General features: G+C 60.2%; 14 protein-coding genes. 13 read left to right on the top strand and 1 reads right to left on the bottom strand.

Annotation, left to right across the window (positions count from 1 at the left end):
• The first annotated feature begins 7 nt into the window (after positions 1–7).
• From R5R33_RS13175 to R5R33_RS13125, 11 genes are all read left to right on the top strand, one after another.
• Positions 8–1,729 (top strand): bifunctional protein-serine/threonine kinase/phosphatase, encoded by a 1,722-nt coding sequence (locus tag R5R33_RS13175; protein WP_318953162.1) that lies wholly within the window; start codon positions 8–10, stop codon positions 1,727–1,729.
• 299 nt (positions 1,730–2,028) lie between these two features.
• Positions 2,029–4,557, top strand: coding sequence for a nitrite reductase large subunit NirB (gene nirB, locus R5R33_RS13170; protein ID WP_318953161.1), 2,529 nt, complete (start codon positions 2,029–2,031; stop codon positions 4,555–4,557).
• 266 nt (positions 4,558–4,823) lie between these two features.
• Positions 4,824–5,180 carry a nitrite reductase small subunit NirD gene (gene nirD, locus R5R33_RS13165; protein WP_318953160.1) on the top strand — a complete coding sequence of 119 codons (357 nt, stop codon included), beginning with the start codon at positions 4,824–4,826 and terminating at the stop codon, positions 5,178–5,180.
• Positions 5,181–5,196: 16 nt separating this feature from the next.
• The gene (locus R5R33_RS13160) at positions 5,197–7,899 is read left to right on the top strand and encodes a nitrate reductase (RefSeq protein ID WP_318953159.1); all 2,703 of its coding nucleotides are present in this window, start codon (positions 5,197–5,199) and stop codon (positions 7,897–7,899) included.
• A gap of 67 nt (positions 7,900–7,966) precedes the next feature.
• The gene (gene moeA / locus R5R33_RS13155) at positions 7,967–9,220 is read left to right on the top strand and encodes a molybdopterin molybdotransferase MoeA (protein WP_318953158.1); all 1,254 of its coding nucleotides are present in this window, start codon (positions 7,967–7,969) and stop codon (positions 9,218–9,220) included.
• Between the two features lie 156 nt (positions 9,221–9,376).
• A complete protein-coding gene (locus R5R33_RS13150) occupies positions 9,377–10,045 on the top strand; it encodes a cupin domain-containing protein (protein WP_318953157.1) in 669 nt (222 codons plus the stop codon).
• A 50-nt stretch (positions 10,046–10,095) separates the two neighbouring features.
• Positions 10,096–11,340 (top strand): MFS transporter, encoded by a 1,245-nt coding sequence (locus R5R33_RS13145; RefSeq protein WP_318953156.1) that lies wholly within the window; start codon positions 10,096–10,098, stop codon positions 11,338–11,340.
• A gap of 100 nt (positions 11,341–11,440) precedes the next feature.
• Entirely contained in the window at positions 11,441–12,127 is a 687-nt protein-coding gene (gene trmH, locus R5R33_RS13140; RefSeq protein ID WP_318953155.1) for a tRNA (guanosine(18)-2'-O)-methyltransferase TrmH, read from the top strand.
• An 84-nt stretch (positions 12,128–12,211) separates the two neighbouring features.
• Complete coding sequence (locus R5R33_RS13135) at positions 12,212–12,940, top strand: dienelactone hydrolase family protein (protein WP_318953154.1); 729 nt, start codon at positions 12,212–12,214, stop codon at positions 12,938–12,940.
• A gap of 113 nt (positions 12,941–13,053) precedes the next feature.
• Positions 13,054–14,001: an ABC transporter ATP-binding protein gene (locus tag R5R33_RS13130; protein WP_318953153.1), complete on the top strand. Its 948-nt coding sequence runs from the start codon at positions 13,054–13,056 to the stop codon at positions 13,999–14,001.
• Between the two features lie 16 nt (positions 14,002–14,017).
• Positions 14,018–14,779, top strand: a complete 762-nt coding sequence (locus tag R5R33_RS13125; RefSeq protein WP_318953152.1) for an ABC transporter permease — start codon at positions 14,018–14,020, stop codon at positions 14,777–14,779.
• Between the two features lie 80 nt (positions 14,780–14,859).
• On the opposite strand, the gene R5R33_RS13120 is transcribed toward R5R33_RS13125, so the two are convergent.
• Positions 14,860–15,522 carry a TetR/AcrR family transcriptional regulator gene (locus R5R33_RS13120; RefSeq protein WP_318953151.1) on the bottom strand — a complete coding sequence of 221 codons (663 nt, stop codon included), beginning with the start codon at positions 15,520–15,522 and terminating at the stop codon, positions 14,860–14,862.
• 218 nt (positions 15,523–15,740) lie between these two features.
• On the opposite strand from R5R33_RS13120, the gene R5R33_RS13115 reads away from it, so the two are divergent.
• The gene (locus tag R5R33_RS13115; RefSeq protein ID WP_318953150.1) at positions 15,741–16,910 is read left to right on the top strand and encodes an efflux RND transporter periplasmic adaptor subunit; all 1,170 of its coding nucleotides are present in this window, start codon (positions 15,741–15,743) and stop codon (positions 16,908–16,910) included.
• Positions 16,911–16,976: 66 nt separating this feature from the next.
• On the top strand, positions 16,977–20,021 hold the full coding sequence (locus tag R5R33_RS13110; protein ID WP_318953149.1) for an efflux RND transporter permease subunit: 3,045 nt from the start codon (positions 16,977–16,979) through the stop codon (positions 20,019–20,021).
• Positions 20,022–20,073: the final 52 nt, after the last annotated feature.

Here is a 20,073-nt window from a genome sequence, read left to right as displayed (position 1 = left end):
ACCGCTCATGGCTGATCCCTGCAATTCTCTGCCCGATACGGAGAGAGTGGCGTTCGCCACCGCCACCGAAGGCGGGCAGCGCGCGTACAACGACGATGCAGTGGCGATATATCGGGCCAGTGGCAGCGAGCTCCGCTATCGCGGATCGCTGGCGGCGATTGCCGACGGAGTCGGCAGTGCAGAGGCCGGGGGTGCTGCGGCGCGGGCGGCGGTGAGCGGGTTTATTTCCGACTATTACAGCACGCCGGACTCCTGGTCGGTGAAGCAGGCGGCGGCGCGGGTGCTGCACGCGCTGAACAGCTGGCTGTATCGCCAGAGTGGCGGTGCCGATGAGGTGCAGCGGGGTTGGCTGACGACGTTTTCCGCAGTGGTATTTAAGGGATCAACCGCACACCTGATTCATATCGGGGACTCGCGAATTTACCGCCTGCGCAATGGCAATCTCGAGTGCCTGACCCGGGATCACAGCCGCACCCTTGGCCCGGAGCGGACTTTCCTCAGCCGCGCGCTGGGGATGGATGCGTATATTGAAGTGGATTACCGGCAGGAGCCGCTGGAGGCCGGTGACCTGTTCTGCATAACCACCGATGGTATCCACGATTTTTTGCCGTCAGCGCAGTTTGCAGGATTACTGCAAACCCATCAGCTGAGCGCAGCACAGCCGCTGATCGCGGCGGCACTGGATAACGGCAGCAAGGACAACCTGAGCCTGGCGCTGTGCCGGGTCAATCTGCTGGATTCCCCTGAGGCCGATGATCTGATGCTGGCGACGAGCCAGCTGCCCTTCCCACCATCAATGCAGCCGGGCAATAAAATCGACGGTTACGAGGTGCTGCAGGAACTGCACGCGAGCAGTCGCAGCTATCTGTATCTGGTGCGGGATCTCGACTCCGGTGCACTGTGCGTATTGAAAGCACCATCCGAAAACTTCATCGATGACCCGGTCTATATCGAGCGTTTTATCGCCGAGGAGTGGACCGGACGACGCGTGGATCACCCGGCCATTGTCAAGGTATTCCCACCGAAGAAGGAGCGCAGATTTCTCTACCACGTAATGGAATATGTAGACGGACAGAACCTGCGCCAGTGGATGCAGCTGAACCCGGAGCCACCGCTGGATCAGGTGCGCAACTTGGTGGCGCAACTGGTGAGCGCGCTGCGCCGTCTGCAGCGGCTGGAAATCGTGCACGGGGATCTGAAACCCGAGAACATCATGGTAGATTCCAGCGGGCGCCTGAAGCTGATCGACCTAGGTGGCGCCAATGCCGCGGGACTGCAGGAACTGCTGCGCTATCAGGACAGTGCACCACCGGGCAGTAAGAATTACTGCGCTCCGGAATATTTTGTCGGCGACGGCGCGAGCCACCGTTCGGACATTTTCTCTCTCGGGGTCATCGCCTACGAAATGCTGACCGGTCACTACCCCTATAAAGAGCGCTTTGGCAGCAGCCATTACCAGCTGAAAAATTACGCCGCCTTGCGCTATATCAGCGCGCGTCAGTACCGGGATGACATTCCGTTTTGGATCGACGGCGCCCTGCGCAGGGCCTGCGCACCGGACCCGAAAAGTCGCTATCCCGCGCTGTCGGAATTTGTGCACGATCTCAGCATCCCCAACTCTCGATTCACCAGCGCGGAAAGGCCCCCCCTCCTGGAACGCAACCCGTTGCTGTTCTGGCAGACAGTGGCGGCACTGGCGATCCTCTCACACTTGCTTTACTTCATGTGAATCACTTTGGGGCGAAATTTCATGCAGCGCACCAAGTTATCGCAGCCCCAAAATATAAGATCGTCATCGATCCTATAAATCCTGCGGTGTTGCCGCCCACCGGGACGCATTGGAAATTTGGCATGGAGATTGAATGTCTTTAGCCACGATCCGAAACTTTTCAGCAAGGCAACGGCGCCTGACGCTCTTCGACAGAAGAGAGGCAGCCGTGTGACCTGACTCCACCCAAGTCCCCTCCCCTTCTGCCCCCTTCTGCCGAAGCGCTCAGGTACCCACAGCGGGTAACAACGGCAGAGATTATGGTTAAGCAAAAAATCGTCGTCATCGGCAACGGCATGGTGGGCCACCACTTCCTTGAACAACTGGCGAATCGCCCCGAACGGGCAATGTTCGATGTGCTGGTATTCTGCGCCGAACCGCGCCCCGCCTACGACCGGGTCCACCTATCCGAATATTTTGCTGGCCGCAGTGCGGACGACCTCGCCATGGGCAAGGTGGAACAGTATCGCGAGTGGGGCTATGACCTGCGATTGAACGATGCCGCGGTCAGCATCGATCGCGAAGCGAAAATCGTCACCTCCGCCAGCGGCGCTGCAGAAGCCTACGATCACCTGGTACTGGCCACCGGTTCCTATCCTTTTGTACCGCCGATCCCCGGTCACCAGCACGAGAAGTGCTTCGTTTACCGCACACTGGAGGACCTCGACAAAATCCAGGCCGCGGCCAGGCACGGCAAGATCGGCGTGGTGGTGGGCGGCGGCCTTCTGGGCCTCGAAGCGGCCAATGCGCTGAAACAGCTGGGCCTGGAAGCGCATGTGGTGGAATTTGCCCCCGGCCTGATGTCGGTACAGCTGGACGAAGGTGGCTCGAAACTGCTGCGGGAAAAAATCGAGGAGCTGGGGGTTACCGTGCACACCAGCACCGCCACCGAACTCATCGAGGAAGTGGACGGCGGTCGCCTGCGTATGCAGTTTAAGGGGGACAAGGAACTCGTCGCCGACCTGATCGTGTTCTCCGCCGGTATCCGTCCGGAAGACAACCTGGCCCGCTCCGCCGGTATCACACTCGGCGAGCGCGGCGGTATCGTGGTCGACAACCACTGCCGCACCTCCGACAAGAATATTTTTGCCATCGGCGAGTGCGCGCTGTTCGACAATCGCATTTTCGGTCTGGTGGCGCCGGGCTATTCCATGGCGCGCACCACGGTGTCCCTGCTGTGCGGTGATGCTGCCGAGTTCAACGGCGCCGACATGAGCACCAAACTGAAACTGCTGGGTGTGGATGTTGGCTCCATCGGCGACGCTCATGGCCGCGCCGAAGGTTCCGCGGCGATTACCTTCGTGGACGAGCAGACCGGTGTGTACAAGCGCATGATCACCGACCGCGCGGGTAAGAAACTGCGCGGCGCGGTACTGGTCGGTGACACCGATGATTACGACACCCTGCTGCAATACCACCTGAACGATATGGATCTGCCGGATCACCCGGAACAATTGATCCTGCCGGCACTGGACGGCGCCAAGCCGACGCTCGGCGCCGGCGCACTGCCGGACACCGCCACCATCTGTTCCTGCCACAACGTGAGCAAGGGAGATATCGTCGGCGCGGTACAGGGCGGTTGCTGCTCTCTGGCCGATGTTAAAGATGCGACCAAGGCATCCACCGGTTGCGGCGGCTGTTCGGCGCTGCTGAAAAATGTGGTGGATACCGAGCTCGCGGCACTGGGTGTGGAGGTCAACAACGATCTGTGCCCGCACTTCCCCTATACCCGCCAGGAAATTTTCCACATGGTGCAGGTGGAGGAAATCAAAACCTTTGACACGCTGCTGCACAAGCACGGCCGCGGCAAGGGTTGTGAAATCTGCAAGCCCACCGCTGCCTCCATTTTTGCCTCGCTGTGGAATGAACATATCCACAAGAAACCCCACGTCGGCCTGCAGGACACCAACGATACGTTTATGGCAAACATGCAGAAGAACGGTACCTACTCCGTGGTTCCGCGTATTGCCGGTGGCGAGATCACGCCGGACAAGCTGATTGTGCTTGGCCAGGTGGCGAAAAAATACGACCTGTACACCAAGATTACCGGCGGCCAGCGTATCGATCTATTCGGCGCGCGCCTGGAAGAGTTGCCGGAGATCTGGCGCGAGCTGACTGATGCAGGTTTCGAAACCGGTCATGCGTATGGCAAGTCACTGCGTACGGTGAAGTCCTGTGTGGGCAGTACCTGGTGTCGCTTCGGGGTGCAGGACAGTGTGGGCATGGCACTGGCGGTTGAAAATCGCTACAAGGGCCTGCGTTCGCCGCACAAAATCAAGATGGCGGTTTCCGGTTGCACCCGTGAATGCGCGGAAGCCCAGAGTAAAGACATCGGTGTGATCGCCACGGAAAAAGGGTGGAACCTGTATGTGTGCGGTAACGGCGGTATGCGCCCGCGCCATGCGGATCTGTTTGCGACGGATCTGGATGATGTCACGTTGATCAAATATATCGACCGGATTCTGATGTTTTATGTGCGCACGGCGGACAAGTTGCAGCGGACGTCGGTGTGGCTGGAGAACCTGGAGGGCGGCCTGGATTACCTGCGCGAGGTGGTGATCGAGGACAAGCTGGGGCTTGCCGAGGAGCTTGAGCGCCAGATGGGCAATGTGGTGGGCACGTACCAGTGTGAGTGGAAGACGGCGATCAACGATCCCGAAATGCTGAAGCGCTTCCGCCAGTTTGTGAACACCGATGTGAAGGACGAGAAGATCGTGTTCGTGGAAGAGCGCGAGCAGCGTCGCCCTGCTACCCGCGAGGAAATCGTCAAGATTGCAGAGCCGGCCTAGTAGGCTAGCTCGAAATCCTACGGTGGCGGTGGAGCACCGGGTACGGGTTTTCAGGACCGCTGTGAATACGTCCCTGTACGCTGCGTCGGCAACATCCCTGTTGCCGACGCTCCTGAAAACCCGTACCCGGCACTCCACCTTCACATCGCGCGAAAGTGTTTTAACTCCATTTCGTCATTCCGGCGCAGGCCGGAATCCAGCCCCACAGAAGCTGGGATAGAACATAGACCTTAAGAATTTCACCACCTACCTTGTGGAGAACCAGAATGAGCGAAGTTGCCATAACCCGCGCCGAGTGGCTGCATGTCTGCAAGCGATCAGACCTTGTAGCCAATTCCGGCGTATGCGCTCTTGTGGGCGGTCGTCAGATTGCCCTGTTTTTTTTACCCGATCAGGAACCCCAGCTGTACGCCATCGACAACTGGGACCCGATCGCTGACGTCGGCGTTATCAGCCGCGGCATCGTTGCGGAGATCGGCGGAGAACTGACGGTGGCGTCGCCGCTGTACAAGCAGCACTACCGACTGACCGACGGACAGTGCCTGGAGAAAGCCGAATATAAGCTGGTGACCTATCCGATCGCCTTTGAAGGCGACGACGTGCTGATTCAGATCGACCATTAAAAATAAGTTGTAAAACATGGCTTTAACAGAACTGTTCAGCGCTCACAGATCCTGCACGACCTGTCCTTACTGTGGCGTGGGTTGCGGGGTAGCCGCCACGCGGGAAACAACGTCGGGCGGAGGCGAGGAGGTGATTCGGATCCGCGGCGATGAACAGCATCCGGCAAACAACGGCAAGCTGTGTGTGAAGGGTTCGTCGCTGGCGGATACGCTGGGCAATCACGGCCGTCTGTTAAAGCCGCGCCTGCATGGTGAGGACTGTGACTGGGAGACCGCGCTGGATTATGCCGCGTCGAAACTGCGTGAAACCATCGACGCGCACGGACCGGATTCGGTGGCGTTTTATCTTTCCGGGCAGTTGCTTACCGAGGATTACTACGTTGCCAACAAGCTGATGAAGGGCTTTATCGGCACGGCGAACGTAGATACCAATTCGCGCCTGTGTATGTCGTCGGCGGTGGCCGCGTACAAGCGCGCCTTTGGTGCGGATGCGGTGCCATGCAGTTACCAGGATCTGGATGAGGCCGAGCTCGTGGTGTTGATCGGTTCCAATGCGGCCTGGACCCACCCGATTCTGTTCCAGCGGATGCAGGCGGCGAATGCGAAGCTGGTGGTGATTGATCCCCGCGGCAGTGCCACCAGTGAAATGGCGGATATACACCTGGCCATTACGCCGGGCAGCGACGCGGCGCTTTTCAATGGCCTGCTGCACTACCTGACCGAGTTCGGTGCTCTGGATCAAGGCTTCATCAATGAGCATACCGAGAACTTTGCCGATGCCCTGTATGCCGCGGCCGAGTGGACACCGGAGAAGGTGGCGGAGTACTGCAGTGTGGAACTGGATCAGCTGCTTGAGTTTTACGAGCTGTTCCGCACCAGCGAGAAGTCTGTCAGTTTTTATTCCCAGGGCATCAACCAGTCCAGCACCGGTACCGACAAGAACAATTCCATCATCAACTGTCATCTGGCGACCGGCAGAATCGGCAAGCCAGGTTGCGGCCCCTTCTCCATTACCGGCCAGCCCAACGCCATGGGCGGGCGCGAGGTGGGCGGGCTGGCAAATATGCTGGCCGCGCACATGGATTTCACCGAGGACAATATCGACCGCGTGGGCCGCGTCTGGAATGCGGCGAAAATGGCGCAAGGACCGGGGCTCAAGGCGGTGGACCTGTTCAACGCGGTGGAAAGTGGTGAAATAAAGGCGGTGTGGATCATGGCCACCAACCCGGCGGTGAGCATGCCGGACGCGCGCCGTGTGGCCGCGGCCCTGAAAAAATGCCCGACGGTGATCGTGTCCGACTGCGTCCCGGATACCGACACCGCGCGCTGCGCGGACCTGTTGCTGCCGGCCACTACCTGGGGAGAAAAAAGCGGTACCGTCACCAATTCCGAGCGCCGTATCTCCCGCCAGAAAGGTTTTCTGGCCAAGCCCGGTGAAGCCCGTCACGACTGGGAAATCATCTGCGAGGTGGCCCGACGCCTCGGCTTTAAAGAGGCCTTCGATTATCGATCCGCCGCGGATATTTTCCGCGAGCACGCCGTGCTGTCGGGATTCGAGAACAACCGCGACCATGCGCTCCGCGCGTTTGATATTTCCGCGCTGGCAAATATCAGCGATGCGCAATACGACAACTTTATCCCGCTGCAATGGCCGGTAAATGCCGCGCACCCGCACGGTACGGCGCGACTGTTCAGCGATGGAGAGTTCTTCACCCCCAGTGGCCGCGCGCGCTTCGTCGCCGTTGAACCCACATGCCCGAAGCAACAAACCTGCGACGCATACCCCCTGCTGCTGAACAGCGGTCGCCTGCGTGACCAGTGGCACACCATGACGCGCACTGGCCGCGCGCGCAAACTGCTGGACCATAGCGAAGCGCCGGAGCTGCATGTACATCCGCAGGAAGCGAAAAAATTCGGCATCGAGGATGCTCAACTGGTGCGGGTGGAAAGCGAAAAAGGCCAGTTCTTCGGCCGCGCCAGAGTGACCGCTACTCAGAAACCCGGCCAGCTGTTTGCGCCCATCCACTGGAGCGACAACCTCGCTCACAACGCCACCGTCAGCGCCCTCGCTATCCCCTTTACCGACCCCCTGTCGGGTCAGCCGGAGCTAAAACAGTTCGCAGTAACAATCGAACCACTGAATACCCACAGCTACGCATGCCTGCTGTTGCGCACCGAGGCTGCAGAAGAACTCCACAGACGTTTGCAGGCCGGCGACGCCCAGCTGTTCGACACCATCCTGCACTGGTACCGGGTGCCGGTACAGGGCGGCTACCGCTTCGAGTTGGCACTAAAAAAGCAGCCCGACTGGCAGGCTCTGGCCGGCAACCTGTCCAGCCTCAGCGGCCAGCAACTCAATCGCAAGCGTTTGCATTTGCCCAGTGGCGAACGCTGGCTGCTGCACAGTAAACAGATGGAATTGCTGGTTTTCACCAGCGCCGATTGGCAGGCGCTGCCGGACCGCAAAACCCTGGAAAATGCCCTGCAGCAGCCGCTGCCCGACGCCCCCGCCAAACTGTTGCACGACGTACCCGCCGGCGCGCAGATGGTATGCACCTGTTTGCAGGTTTCCCGCAGGGAAATCGAAACCGCGATCGCCGAAGGTGCAGCGTCGGTCAGCGAGCTGGGCGAACGGCTCGGCTGCGGTACAAACTGCGGCTCATGCAAACCGGAACTCTCGGCACTGCTGAATAGCAAACTCGCGATCGCTGTCGGCTAATACTTGGCAACACCCTCCTCAGGCGGCTATCTTGCGGATCAAGCAGATAGAACATAAGGCAAGAGCTATGTCAGACGCCTGTGCAGAAAATGGCCTGCGCTCCGTAGAAGCCGCCAAGCAGATGCTGATCGACAGCATTGACCCGATTACCGCAACAGAAATTGTTCCACTGAGCCAGGCCTGTGGCCGGGTCCTGGCGGAGCCAGTACTCTCCGCACTGGACTTGCCCCCCTGCGACAACTCCGCCATGGATGGTTATGCCCTCTGTGGTGAATCCGATAGCTACACCCTGATCGGCAAAAGCCTTGCCGGCCATCCATTCTCCGGAACACTGGAACCCGGCCAGGCGACCCGCATCACCACCGGCGCTGCGGTACCCGGTGGTGCGGACCGTGTACAGATGCAGGAAAACTGCACCCTGGATGGCGATCAGCTGACCATGAGCCGACCCGCCAGGCCGGGCGAAAACATTCGCCGGCGTGGTGAAGACGTGCACACCGGCCAGAGCCTCGTCCCCGTCGGTTCCAAAATCAAGGTCCCACACATCGCCCTGCTCGCCGCCGCCGGTGTGGTGGAAGTAACGGTATTGCGTAAACTCAAAGCCGCCCTGCTCTCCATCGGCGACGAACTGAAGCCCATTGGCACTCCGGCTTCCGAATTGGGTGACGGCGACGTTTACGACAGCAACCGCATCGCCCTGCAGGCCGCACTGGAACAGCTGGATGTGGAAATCCTCGACCTCGGCTGCTACCCCGACCAGCCGGAGAGCATTCGCGAGGCATTTATTCATGCCCGCAACAATGCGGATTTTGTACTGACCAGTGGCGGCGTTTCCGTGGGCGAAGCGGACTACACCAAAACAGTTTTGCAGGAGCTTGGAGAAATCGGCTTTTGGAAACTCGCGATCAAACCCGGCAAGCCCTTTGCCTTCGGCCGCCTGCCCAACGCCAACGGCGAAACCCTGTTCTTCGGTCTACCCGGAAATCCGGTATCCGCCATCGTCACCCTGTATCAACTGGTGGTACCCGCGCTGGAAAAGCTGCGAGGCACCTCAGAACAATACCGCCAGCCACCACTACAGGTACGCGCGCGACTGCTGAACAACATCCGCAAAAACCCCGGACGCACGGATTATCAACGCGGGTTTACCTATCGCGATGGCGACGGGATTCAGGTGGTGAAAACTACCGGTATTCAGGGTAGTCATATTCTTTCAGGGTTTGCCGAGGCCAACTGCTTCGTGGTGTTACCCCGGGAAGGCAGCGACTGTGACACTGGCGACTGGGTTACCGTCGAACCCTTCCTCGCGCCGTTAAAGTAATCTACCGTTAAAGCAGACTCATCGATCGCCCGATTACCCACACCGGCAACCACCTCGTTAAAAACAAACGTGAAACACCGGTAGTTTCCGCAGCCAGCACCTTCGAGCCAGTGTTTCAGGAAATGGGTAATTCTGCTTTAACACCTGACAGAAGCCATGAAGATAAATTCAGATTTTTCCCGTCGTGCCGTTGTCGCCGGTGATCAATATCAATGGAGCGCTTCTCCCCAACAAGGCGTGGAGCGAGTGATGCTCGACCGAGTCGGGGAGGAAAAGGCGCGCGCGACCAGCATTGTGCGCTATGCGCCTGACTCCCATTTCCCGCGGCACCAACATCCCGGCGGTGAAGAGATACTGGTACTTACCGGTACTTTCTCCGACGAAGACGGCCACTACCCAGCGGGCTGGTACCTACGCAATCCACCGGGCTCAAGCCATCAACCCTTCAGCGACAAGGGCGCCACCATCTTTGTAAAACTCTGGCAGATGGACGCCGATGACAACTGCCGGGTCCGCATCGATACCCGCAACCCTACTCGCTGGCAGCAGAGCGATGGGCGTCAAACCTGTGCGCTCTATTCCGGGCACAGCGAACAGGTGAGCCTGCAGCGATTGGCTGCGGGCGAACGCCTGTTTCACACGCCGCTGCAGGGCGCGGAACTGCTGGTATTGGAAGGTGAGCTGGTGACCGACGAACAGACCTTGTGCCAGGGCAGCTGGGTGCGCTTGCCCGCGGGCGAATATCCGGAATTTGTCGCCTGTCCAGCGGGCGTCACCATTTATCTGAAAAGCGGCCAGCTCGGCAAAACCACGTCCGCGCTGTAGCCATGCTTGCGGCAAACCCGCCCTGTCTTGAATTGAACGAGAACCTTTGAATGACGGCACGTAACGCGCGTGACAGTGTGACTGTGGATAAATCGAGTGGTAAACCAAGCGAGCGCGAGCAACGCAGCAATATCTGGCGACTGACCATAGCCCAGGCCCTGTCGGGGGCGAACTCTGTGGTGGTCTATGCCACTGGCGCCATCGTCGGCAATATGCTGGCGCCGTCCCCGCTGCTGGCTACCCTGCCCATTTCTATCTTCGTGGTCGGCATGGCAGTTTGTACCCTGCCGGCTGGCGCAATCGCCGGCCGCTATGGCCGCCGCGCCGCATTTCTCGCCGGTACCGGCGCTGGCGTTCTGACCGGGATTCTGTCCCTGCTTGCGATCCTTGCCGGCTGGTTCTGGTTGTTCTGCCTCGCCACCTTTTTCGGCGGTGCCTACGCCGCGGTGGTGCTGTCCTTTCGATTCGCTGCCGCAGACGCTGCCGCGCCGCAACGCAAGGCTCAGGCAATGTCGATGGTGATGGCAGGCGGAGTGGTTGCCGGGGTAATCGGACCACAGCTGGTGAACTGGACCATACATCACTGGCCGCAACCGCTGTACGCCGCCACCTTCGCAGCACAGGCACTCGTCGCCGCGGCAGCCGCCGTTATCCTGCTCGGTGTCCAGTTGCCCAAGCCCAGCAACACGGAAAAGGCCGGCGGGCGGCCACTGGCGACCATCGCCCTGCAGCCGCGCTTTTTGGTTGCGGTAACCTCTGGAGCGGTCTCCTACACACTCATGAATTTCGTGATGACCGCCGCCCCACTGGCGATGCATATGCACGGCCATTCCCACGAATCCGCCAACCTCGGTCTGCAATGGCATGTGATCGCCATGTACGCGCCCAGCTTCTTCACCGGCAAACTCATCACCCGCTTCGGCGCCACGCCGATTACGTCCCTAGGCCTGGTGCTGACCGGAGCATCCGCAGCCATCGGCCTTGCCGGTGCCGATGTTTTGCATTTTTGGGGCACGCTGATCCTGCTCGGTATAGGCTGGAATTTCGGATTTCTCGGTGCCTCGGCACTGGTACTGGAGTGTCATCAGCCAGAGGAAAAAACACAGGTCCAGTCACTCAATGACTTCATTATTTTCAGCCTCATGGCGATCGCGTCCTTCGCCTCCGGCGGCATCCTGAGTGTGTATGGCTGGAACACCGTGCTGGCCGTTTCCTTTACGCCACTGGCGCTGGCTGCATTCGCAATGCTGTTGTTGAAAGTACAAAAAAGTACGGCGGCAAAACGTGATTCTTGAAGCAGAACACTCCACTCTCGTCGTACCGTAGAACTCGGGAGGCAAAGGCAAAGTGCTATAATCCGCGGCCAATCCGAGAACCAAGCCAGTTAGAAGTACCATGAGCCGCAACCGCTACGAAAAATTCAAGCAGGTACTTCGCCTGCGTCAGCACGACATGACCCTGCTCACCGACCAGGTCCACAAGGCCCACAATATCTCCGCCATGCTGCGCACCGCCGACGCCGTCGGCATCCCCGAAATCCACATGGTCCAGCCTTCATACGGACATCGCATCTACAACAATGCCGCTGGTGGCAGTGGTAAATTTACCGGCAATTCCGTCTACCCCGATATCCGGAGCGGCATGGCCGAGCTCAAAAGCCGCGGTATGCATCTCTATGCCGCCCACTGGTCCGACCGCGCCATCGATTTCCGCGACGCCGACTACACCAAACCCTTCGCGCTGATCATGGGCGCTGAAAAGGACGGCCTCAGCGACTACGCCGCGGAACACTCGGACGACCACGTCACCATTCCCATCATCGGTATGGTGGAAAGCTACAACGTCAGCGTCGCCGCCGCGATCATCCTGCAGGAAGCCATGCACCAGCGACAGAACGCCGGACTGTACGACAACAAAATCCTGGACGAAGAAGACCCGGCCATCAAAGATATCTTGTTCCGCTGGATGCACCCCAAACTGGTGAAATACTGCGAAAAGCACGAACTGCCATTTCCCGAGTTGGATGAAGACGGCGACATCATTCCGCCAGCAGATCCGAAATATCGGCAGCCAAATTTGTAATTGCCGGACACGCGTTGCGTTGCCCAACCTACAGGGCTAACCTCACGGCTGATAAATTCAAACCGACGTTCCAGGGACTAAATAATGTACACCGAAGAAATCGAATACACCGTCGACGGCGAATCCTTTACCGGCTACCTAGCCTACGACGACAGCATCGATGGCAAACGCCCGGCCATTCTTCTGGTGCACGAATGGTGGGGACTCAATGACTTCACCCGCGAAGAAGCCGAGCGCCTCGCCGCCGAGGGTTTCACGGCCTTCGCCCTGGATATGTACGGCACCAACGTTGGCGCCGACAACCCCGGCGACGCCGCGGCACTGATGAACAAAACCCTGCAAACCGAAGGCGCGCCGCTGAAACGCTTCCAGGCCGCCCTGGACCTGATCAACGCCCACGAAACCGTAGAAGCCGGCCAGATCGCCGCACAGGGCTACTGCTTCGGCGGCGCCGTCGCGCTCACCATGGCGCGCCTCGGCCTGCCGCTGAAAGGCGTGGTCAGCTTCCACGGCGCCCTGCAGACTGACGTGAAAATCAAACCCGGCGACTTGAAAGCGCAAATCCAGGTTTATACCGGCGGCGATGACGACATGATCCCCGCGGAAGACGTCGCCAATTTTGTCAAAGAAATGCAGGGTGCCGGTGTGCGCTTCGACGTCATCAGCTACCCCGGCGCCAAGCACGGCTTCACCAATCCCGCCGCCACCGCACGCGGAGAAAAATTTGGCATCCCGCTGAAATACGACGAAGCCGCTGCCAACGATGCCTACGAGGGTGCTGTCGCCTTCTACGACAAAATCTTCGGAGAATAATCGAGAACGGCACGCAGCTTCCCCTTTTGCCCACCGGTGGTGGCAGTGCCAGTGTCGTTCAAGGCACAATACCCGCCGCAACCAGCACCGTCAGTTATGCAAGAGGGGGAAGCGTGCAGCCGATCATTTCCGTACAGGGCGTCGGAAAAACCTATGCCGGTGGTTTTACCGCGCTCAAATCCGTCGACCTGGAGATCACTCGCGGTGAAATCTTCGCCCTGCTCGGGCCAAACGGCGCCGGCAAGACCACCCTGATCAGCATCATCTGCGGCATCGTCAACGCAACCAATGGCAGGGTCACCGCAGATGGCCACGACATCCAGCGCGAGTTCCGCGCCGCGCGCAGCAAGATTGGCCTGGTACCCCAGGAGCTTTCCACCGATTCCTTCGAGAGCGTGTGGGCTACGGTGAATTTCAGCCGCGGCCTGTTCGGCAAGGCACCAAATCCCGAGTACATCGAGAAAATCCTGCGCCAGCTGTCCCTGTGGGAAAAAAAGGACAGCCGGATCATGGCGCTGTCCGGCGGTATGAAGCGCCGGGTGATGATCGCCAAAGCCCTGTCCCACGAGCCCTCCATCCTGTTCCTCGACGAACCCACCGCGGGCGTGGACGTGGAATTGCGCCGGGACATGTGGGAAATGGTACGCGGGCTGCGCGCGAATGGGGTGACGGTGATTCTCACCACCCACTACATCGAGGAAGCCGAGGAAATGGCCGACCGCATTGGCGTGATCAACGGCGGCGAACTGGTACTGGTGGAAGACAAGCACACGCTAATGCGCAAGCTCGGAAAGAAGCAGCTGGCGATTCAATTGCAGAGCCCGGTCGCCGCACTGCCGGAATCCCTGCACGAATTCGCCCTGGAAGTGGCGGACGAAGGCAACCAGCTGATTTACACCTTCGACACCCAGCGCGAACAAACCGGTATTGCGGATCTGTTGCGCGCACTCAACCAGCACGGGATCGAATTCAAGGACCTGCACTCCAGCGAGAGCTCGCTGGAAGAAATCTTTGTGAATCTGGTGCACCAGAACCAGAGTGAACGCCAGCAGGCCGGATGAGAGAGGAAGTAAAACCATGAATATCCACGGCATCCGCGCCATCTACAAATTTGAAATGGCCCGCACCGGGCGCACCTTAATGCAGAGCATCGCCTGGCCGGTAATTTCCACCTGCCTGTACTTTATCGTGTTCGGCACCGCCATCGGCGGCCGTCTCGGTGAGATTGAAGGTGTGAGCTACGGGGCCTTTATTATTCCCGGGCTGATCATGCTGTCGCTGCTGTCGGAAAGTATTTCCAACGCGTCGTTCGGCATCTTCTTTCCGAAATTTTCCGGCACCATTTACGAGGTGCTGTCGGCGCCGGTGTCCGCATTTGAAATCGTCGCAGGTTATGTTGGCGCGGCAGCGACCAAGTCGGTAATTATTGGCATTCTGATCCTGATTACCGCACGCTTTTTTGTGGATTACGAAATCCTCCACCCCTTCTGGATGCTGGCCTTCCTGATCCTTACGGCACTGACCTTCAGCATGTTCGGATTCATCATCGGTGTGTGGGCGGACGACTTCCAGAAGCTGCAGATCATTCCGCTGATGGTGATCACCCCGCTAACCTTCCTCGGCGGCGCCTTCTATTCCATCAATATGCTGCCGGAATTCTGGCAGAAAGTGACGCTATTCAATCCGGTGGTATACCTGATCAGTGGTTTCCGCTGGGCCTTCTACGGTGTTGCGGATGTGAACGTGGGTATCAGCCTGGCCATGACGCTGCTGTTCCTGTTTGCGTGCATGGGAGCGGTGTGGTGGATTTTCCGCAGCGGCTACAAGATCCGCACCTGACGGATACATGCCGGGCCCATTAAAAAAGCCCGCGGAGCAAGGCTCTCGCGGGCTTTTTTGTTGCTGTTGCGACGGGAAGGTCACGCCGGACCGTAAGCCCGAGTAAACACCCGTACCGCCTCCGCCACATGCTCGCTAATGACGCTCTGTGGCGGTGGCTCGCTGCAGCCCAGCAAGATCTGGATATGGGTACAGCCGCCCAGCAGCATGCCAAAAAACAGTTCGGAGGCGCGCAGCAGGTCCGCAATCTGCAGCTGCCCCAGGTCCCGGGCACGGGTGAGGAATCGGATCATTGCGTGGCGGGTGCGCATCGGCCCGGCCTCGTAAAAGAGATTGGCCATGGTCTGATCCTGGGTACCCAACGCACTGATCAGGCGCATCAGTTTCAGCGACTCCTCGTTGTACACCATCTGCAGGAAGGCCTCGCCAATTTTCTGCAGCATCTCGGCCACCGGGACTCCCGGTTCCAGGCTGAACAGGAGGTCCGGCATCACGTTGGCGCACTTGGCCTCGATGGCGGCGGTAAACAGCGTCTCCTTGTCGGAAAAGTGGCTGTACACGGTGAGCTTGGAGACCCCGGCCTCATTGGCCACTGCATCCATGCTGGTGCCAGTAAACCCCTGGGCCAGGAACAGGTGCTTGGCCGCATCCAGAATCGCCTGCCGTTTGGCTGGGTCCTTGGGGCGGCCGCGGCTGGCGGCTTGCGATTCGGGTAGAGAAGTAGGGGCTGAAGGTTCGCTCATGGGTCGTCATCGTCACTTGGTCACGCCTTCCGCAACCCGCTGAATATCGGGCGTTGAAACGCGCGCTCGCCGCCCACCGAATTAGTAGACTCGCGAGTTTAATATATTTACCATACTCACCAGTTCAGAAAAGGAACCGGCAGGACAAGTGGACAACTGTACCAGTTTCCGCCCGCTTCCCCACCCCCAATCCGAGCTCTCCAAGGAATGAGGTATCCATGCATCGCTTCCCGCCCGCTAAATTGCCTGTACTGAAACTGGCCGCAGGCCTGATCGCAGCGTTCGCCCTGACCGCCTGTTCACCACCGGACTCTGCGGAAGCCAAACCGCCGCGCCCGGCTATCGTGGTGCACCCACAGGCCGCCGGTGAGCAGCTGGCGGTATACCCGGGTGAAGTGCGCGCGCGCCATGAACCGGCACTGGCATTCCGGGTCGGCGGCGCGGTAACCCGCCGATTGGTAGAAGCGGGAGACTGGGTAAAGCAGGGCCAGCCGCTGGCGGAACTGGATGCCGAGGACCTGCTGCTGCAGCGGGACGCGGCGCGCGCGCAGCTGGAAGCGGCGGAAACCGAATACCGCAATGCCGGCAATGAACTGACCCGCTACCGCGAACTGCTGGCGCGCAAGCTGATTGGCGAATCCCAGTTCGACGCGGTCAAAACCCGCCACGACAGCAGCGTTGCGCAACTGGAACGGACCCGCGCGCAGTGGAAGGTCGCCAGTAACCAGGCAGATTACGCGGTGTTGAAATCCCCCCGCGACGGGGTAATCGCCCGCCGTATGATCGATGCCGGCCAGGTGGTAAGCGCCGGGCAGACCGCCTTTGTACTCGCCGCCGATGGCGAGCGGGAAGTGCGTATCGACCTGCCGGAGCAGCAGGTAAACCGCTTTGCCGTGGGCCAACGGGTCAATATCGAACTCTGGTCCAGTCCAGGCACCGCGTTCAGCGGACAGGTGCGGGAAATCTCGCCGGCGGCGGAAGCGGGCCTGCGCACCTTCGAGGCGCGGGTCGCATTCGACAGTGCCGAAGCCAATGCACAGCCGGGGCAGAGTGCGCGGGTGTTTGCCCGCAGCGGCACGCCAAACAACCTATCGGTAAACCGCGGCGACAACCGCCTGCCCCTGCAACTGCCGATGGCCGCCATCACCGCCGACGGCAACCTCGCCCATGTGTGGAAGCTCGACCCGGAAAATTTCACCCTGCACAAGACGCCGGTGGACATTATCCGCTACGGCGAGGAGACCGCCGAGGTGCTCTCCGACCTGACCCCGCGGGACTGGATCGTCGCCGCCGGCACCCAGCTGGTGACCGAGGGGCAGCGGGTGCGCCCGGTGGATCGCCACAATCGCCCCATCGAGCAAGACGGCAGCATCGCCCAGGGTTTCTGAGACACTGCCTTCGAATAATTTTTAAAAAACTCCCTGCACCACCGCATACCGTCGGGACAAAACTCTATGCGATTCAACCTTTCCGAGTGGGCACTGAAAAATCGTCCGCTGGTGCTCTACGCCATGCTCATGCTCGGCCTCATCGGCGCCCTGTCATACACCCAGCTGGGACAGAGCGAAGACCCGCCATATACGTTCAAGGTAATGGTGGTGAATACCCAGTGGCCCGGCGCCAGCGCCGAAGAAGTCTCCCGCCAGATTACCGAGCGCATCGAAAAGAAGCTGATGGAGATCGGCGAGTCCGAGCGCATCACCTCCTTTTCGCGCCCGGGCCAGTCCCAAGTGTTGTTCGTGGCCCGCGACAGCATGCACTCCAACGAAATTCCGGACCTCTGGTACCAGGTACGGAAAAAGGTCGGCGATATCCGCCACACCCTGCCCACGGATATCCAGGGGCCGTTTTTCAATGACGAGTTCGGTACCACCTTCGGCAATATTTACGCGCTTACCGGCGAGGGCTTCGACTACGCGCTGCTGAAAGACTACGCCGACCGCCTGCAGTTGGCACTGCAGCGGGTGGACGAGGTGGGCAAGGTGGAGCTGCTCGGCCTGCAGGACGAGAGAATCTGGGTGGAAATCTCCAATGCCAAGCTGGCCTCGCTGGGCATTCCCCTCGCCGCGGTGCAGTCCGCGCTGCAGGCACAGAACCAGATGGCGGAAGCGGGCTTTGTGGAGGCGGTGTCCGACCGCGTGCGCATCCGCGTCAGCGGCCAGTTCCAGAGCGTGGAGGAAATCCGCCAGTTCCCGATCTATGCCAACGGCCACACCATCGCCCTGGGAGATTTCGCCCGCGTTGAGCGCGGTTTCAGTGATCCACCCCAGCCGCGGGTGCGCTTTATGGGCGAGGATGCCATTGGCATCGCGGTGTCGATGATGCCCGGTGGCGATATTCTGCAATTGGGCAAGCGGCTGGATGCGGCCGTCGTTGAGCTGCAACAGGAGCTGCCGCTGGGACTCACCCTGCGCAAGGTTTCCGACCAGCCGGCGGCGGTGAAAAGCGGCGTGGGAGAGTTCGTCAAGGTCCTCGTGGAAGCTCTCATTATCGTGATGCTGGTGAGCTTTTTCTCCCTGGGATTCCGCACGGGCCTCGTGGTGGCGCTGTCGATTCCGCTGGTGCTGGCGATGACCTTCGCACTGATGAATCATTTCGATATCGGCCTGCACAAGATTTCCCTCGGCGCGCTGGTACTGGCGCTCGGCCTGATGGTGGACGATGCCATCATCGCGGTAGAAATGATGGCGATCAAAATGGAACAGGGGTTCTCGCGGTTGAAGGCCGCGGGCTTCGCCTGGACCAGCACTGCGTTTCCGATGTTGACCGGCACCCTGATTACCGCCGCGGGCTTCCTGCCCATCGCCACCGCGCAGTCCGGTACCGGGGAATACACCCGCTCGATCTTCCAGGTGGTCACCCTGTCGCTGCTGGTGTCCTGGGTGGCGGCGGTGATTTTCGTTCCCTATCTCGGCAACCGCCTGCTGCCCGAGCGCGGCGCCCATGGAAGCCACGCAGATCCCTACCAGAAGCCGTTCTACCAGCGCTTCCGCCGGGTGCTGCAGTGGTGCCTGCGCTACCGCAAAACCGTGCTGCTGCTTACGGTGATGTTATTTGTCAGCGCGATCATGCTGTTCCGCTTTGTGCCGCAGCAGTTCTTCCCGTCGTCGGCGCGCCTGGAGCTGATGGTGGACCTGAAGCTGAGCGAGGGCGCATCGCTGCGCGCCACGGAAGAGGAAGCCATGCGCCTGGAAAGCCTGCTGGCGCAGAACCCGCAGGTGGAAAACTACGTGGCCTACGTGGGCACCGGTTCGCCGCGCTTCTACCTGCCGCTGGACCAGCAACTGCCGGCGGCGAGCTTCGCACAGTTCGTGGTGCTGACACGCAATATCGAGGAGCGCGAAGCGGTGCGCCAGTGGCTGATCACCACCTTGAGTGAACAGTTCCCCGCGGTGCGCACGCGCATATCCCGTCTGGAGAATGGCCCGCCGGTGGGCTACCCGGTGCAGTTCCGGGTAGCCGGCGAACATATTCCCGAGGTGCGCCGTATCGCCCGCGAAGTGGCCAGTATCGTGCGCGGCAACGACGATGTCGCCAATGTGCACCTGGACTGGGAGGAGCCCAGCAAGGTGGTGAACCTGGACGTGGACCAGGCGCGCGCGCGGGAAATGGGCGTGAGCAGTGCGGCCCTGTCACAGGCCCTGCAGGGTTCAACATCCGGCACGGCGGTGGGCCAGTACCGGGAAGACAACGAGCTGATCGCCGTTACCGTGCGCGGCGAAGAGAGCGAGCGCCAGGCGCTGGCGCAGCTGGGCAATCTCGCGGTGCAAACCAGTCAGGGGGAATCCCTGCCGCTGAACCAGGTCGCCACACTGGATTACACCTTTGAGGAGGGCATCATCTGGCATCGCGATCGCCTGCCCACGGTGACCGTGCGCGCGGACATTTACGGTTCGCAACAGCCGGCCTCGGTGGTTGCCAACATCTGGCCGCAGCTGGAGGGCCTGCGCAGTACCCTGCCCCCGGGCTACCTGCTGGAAATCGGCGGCAGTGTGGAGGAGTCCGCGCGCGGGCAGAAATCCGTCAACGCCGGCATGCCGCTGTTCCTGCTGGTGGTGTTCACCCTGCTGATGTTGCAACTGCGCAGCTTCTCCCTGTCGGCGATGGTGTTTCTCACCGCGCCGCTGGGCATTATCGGGGTCACCCTGTTCCTGCTGGTGTTCAACCAGCCATTCGGCTTCGTGGCCATGCTCGGCACCATTGCGCTGGCCGGCATGATCATGCGCAACTCGGTCATCCTGGTGGACCAGATCGAGCAGGATAAACAACAGGGACTCACACCCTGGGAGGCCATTGTGGAATCCACCGTGCGCCGCTTCCGCCCCATTGTGCTGACCGCACTCACCGCGGTACTGGCGATGATTCCGCTGTCCGGCAGCGACTTCTTCGGTCCGATGGCGGTGGCGATCATGGGCGGGCTGATTGTGGCCACCGCGCTGACACTGCTGTTTTTGCCGGCGCTCTACGCGACCTGGTTCCGGGTCAGGGAGCCAGACTGATCGGACATTAAAAAGCCGGGGCATCTGTCCCGGCTTTTTTGTTTTCGGCAGG

Source organism: Microbulbifer pacificus (assembly GCF_033723955.1).
In the GTDB taxonomy this organism is placed as follows: domain Bacteria; phylum Pseudomonadota; class Gammaproteobacteria; order Pseudomonadales; family Cellvibrionaceae; genus Microbulbifer; species Microbulbifer pacificus.
Note: the sequence above shows the minus strand (reverse complement) of the source record. Positions and strands in the feature narration are given on the sequence as shown.

Bases quoted from the DNA above. Each gene is read 5' to 3' on its own strand.
- R5R33_RS13150 (WP_318953157.1), top strand. From the start codon at position 9,377: ATGAAGATAAATTCAGATTTTTCCCGTCGTGCCGTTGTCGCCGGTGAT.
- R5R33_RS13160 (WP_318953159.1), top strand. From the start codon at position 5,197: ATGGCTTTAACAGAACTGTTCAGCGCTCACAGATCCTGCACGACCTGT.
- R5R33_RS13125 (WP_318953152.1), top strand. From the start codon at position 14,018: ATGAATATCCACGGCATCCGCGCCATCTACAAATTTGAAATGGCCCGC.
- R5R33_RS13175 (WP_318953162.1), top strand. From the start codon at position 8: ATGGCTGATCCCTGCAATTCTCTGCCCGATACGGAGAGAGTGGCGTTC.
- R5R33_RS13135 (WP_318953154.1), top strand. From the start codon at position 12,212: ATGTACACCGAAGAAATCGAATACACCGTCGACGGCGAATCCTTTACC.
- moeA (WP_318953158.1), top strand. From the start codon at position 7,967: ATGTCAGACGCCTGTGCAGAAAATGGCCTGCGCTCCGTAGAAGCCGCC.
- R5R33_RS13115 (WP_318953150.1), top strand. From the start codon at position 15,741: ATGCATCGCTTCCCGCCCGCTAAATTGCCTGTACTGAAACTGGCCGCA.
- R5R33_RS13145 (WP_318953156.1), top strand. From the start codon at position 10,096: ATGACGGCACGTAACGCGCGTGACAGTGTGACTGTGGATAAATCGAGT.
- trmH (WP_318953155.1), top strand. From the start codon at position 11,441: ATGAGCCGCAACCGCTACGAAAAATTCAAGCAGGTACTTCGCCTGCGT.
- nirB (WP_318953161.1), top strand. From the start codon at position 2,029: ATGGTTAAGCAAAAAATCGTCGTCATCGGCAACGGCATGGTGGGCCAC.
- R5R33_RS13120 (WP_318953151.1), bottom strand. From the start codon at position 15,522: ATGAGCGAACCTTCAGCCCCTACTTCTCTACCCGAATCGCAAGCCGCC.
- R5R33_RS13110 (WP_318953149.1), top strand. From the start codon at position 16,977: ATGCGATTCAACCTTTCCGAGTGGGCACTGAAAAATCGTCCGCTGGTG.
- nirD (WP_318953160.1), top strand. From the start codon at position 4,824: ATGAGCGAAGTTGCCATAACCCGCGCCGAGTGGCTGCATGTCTGCAAG.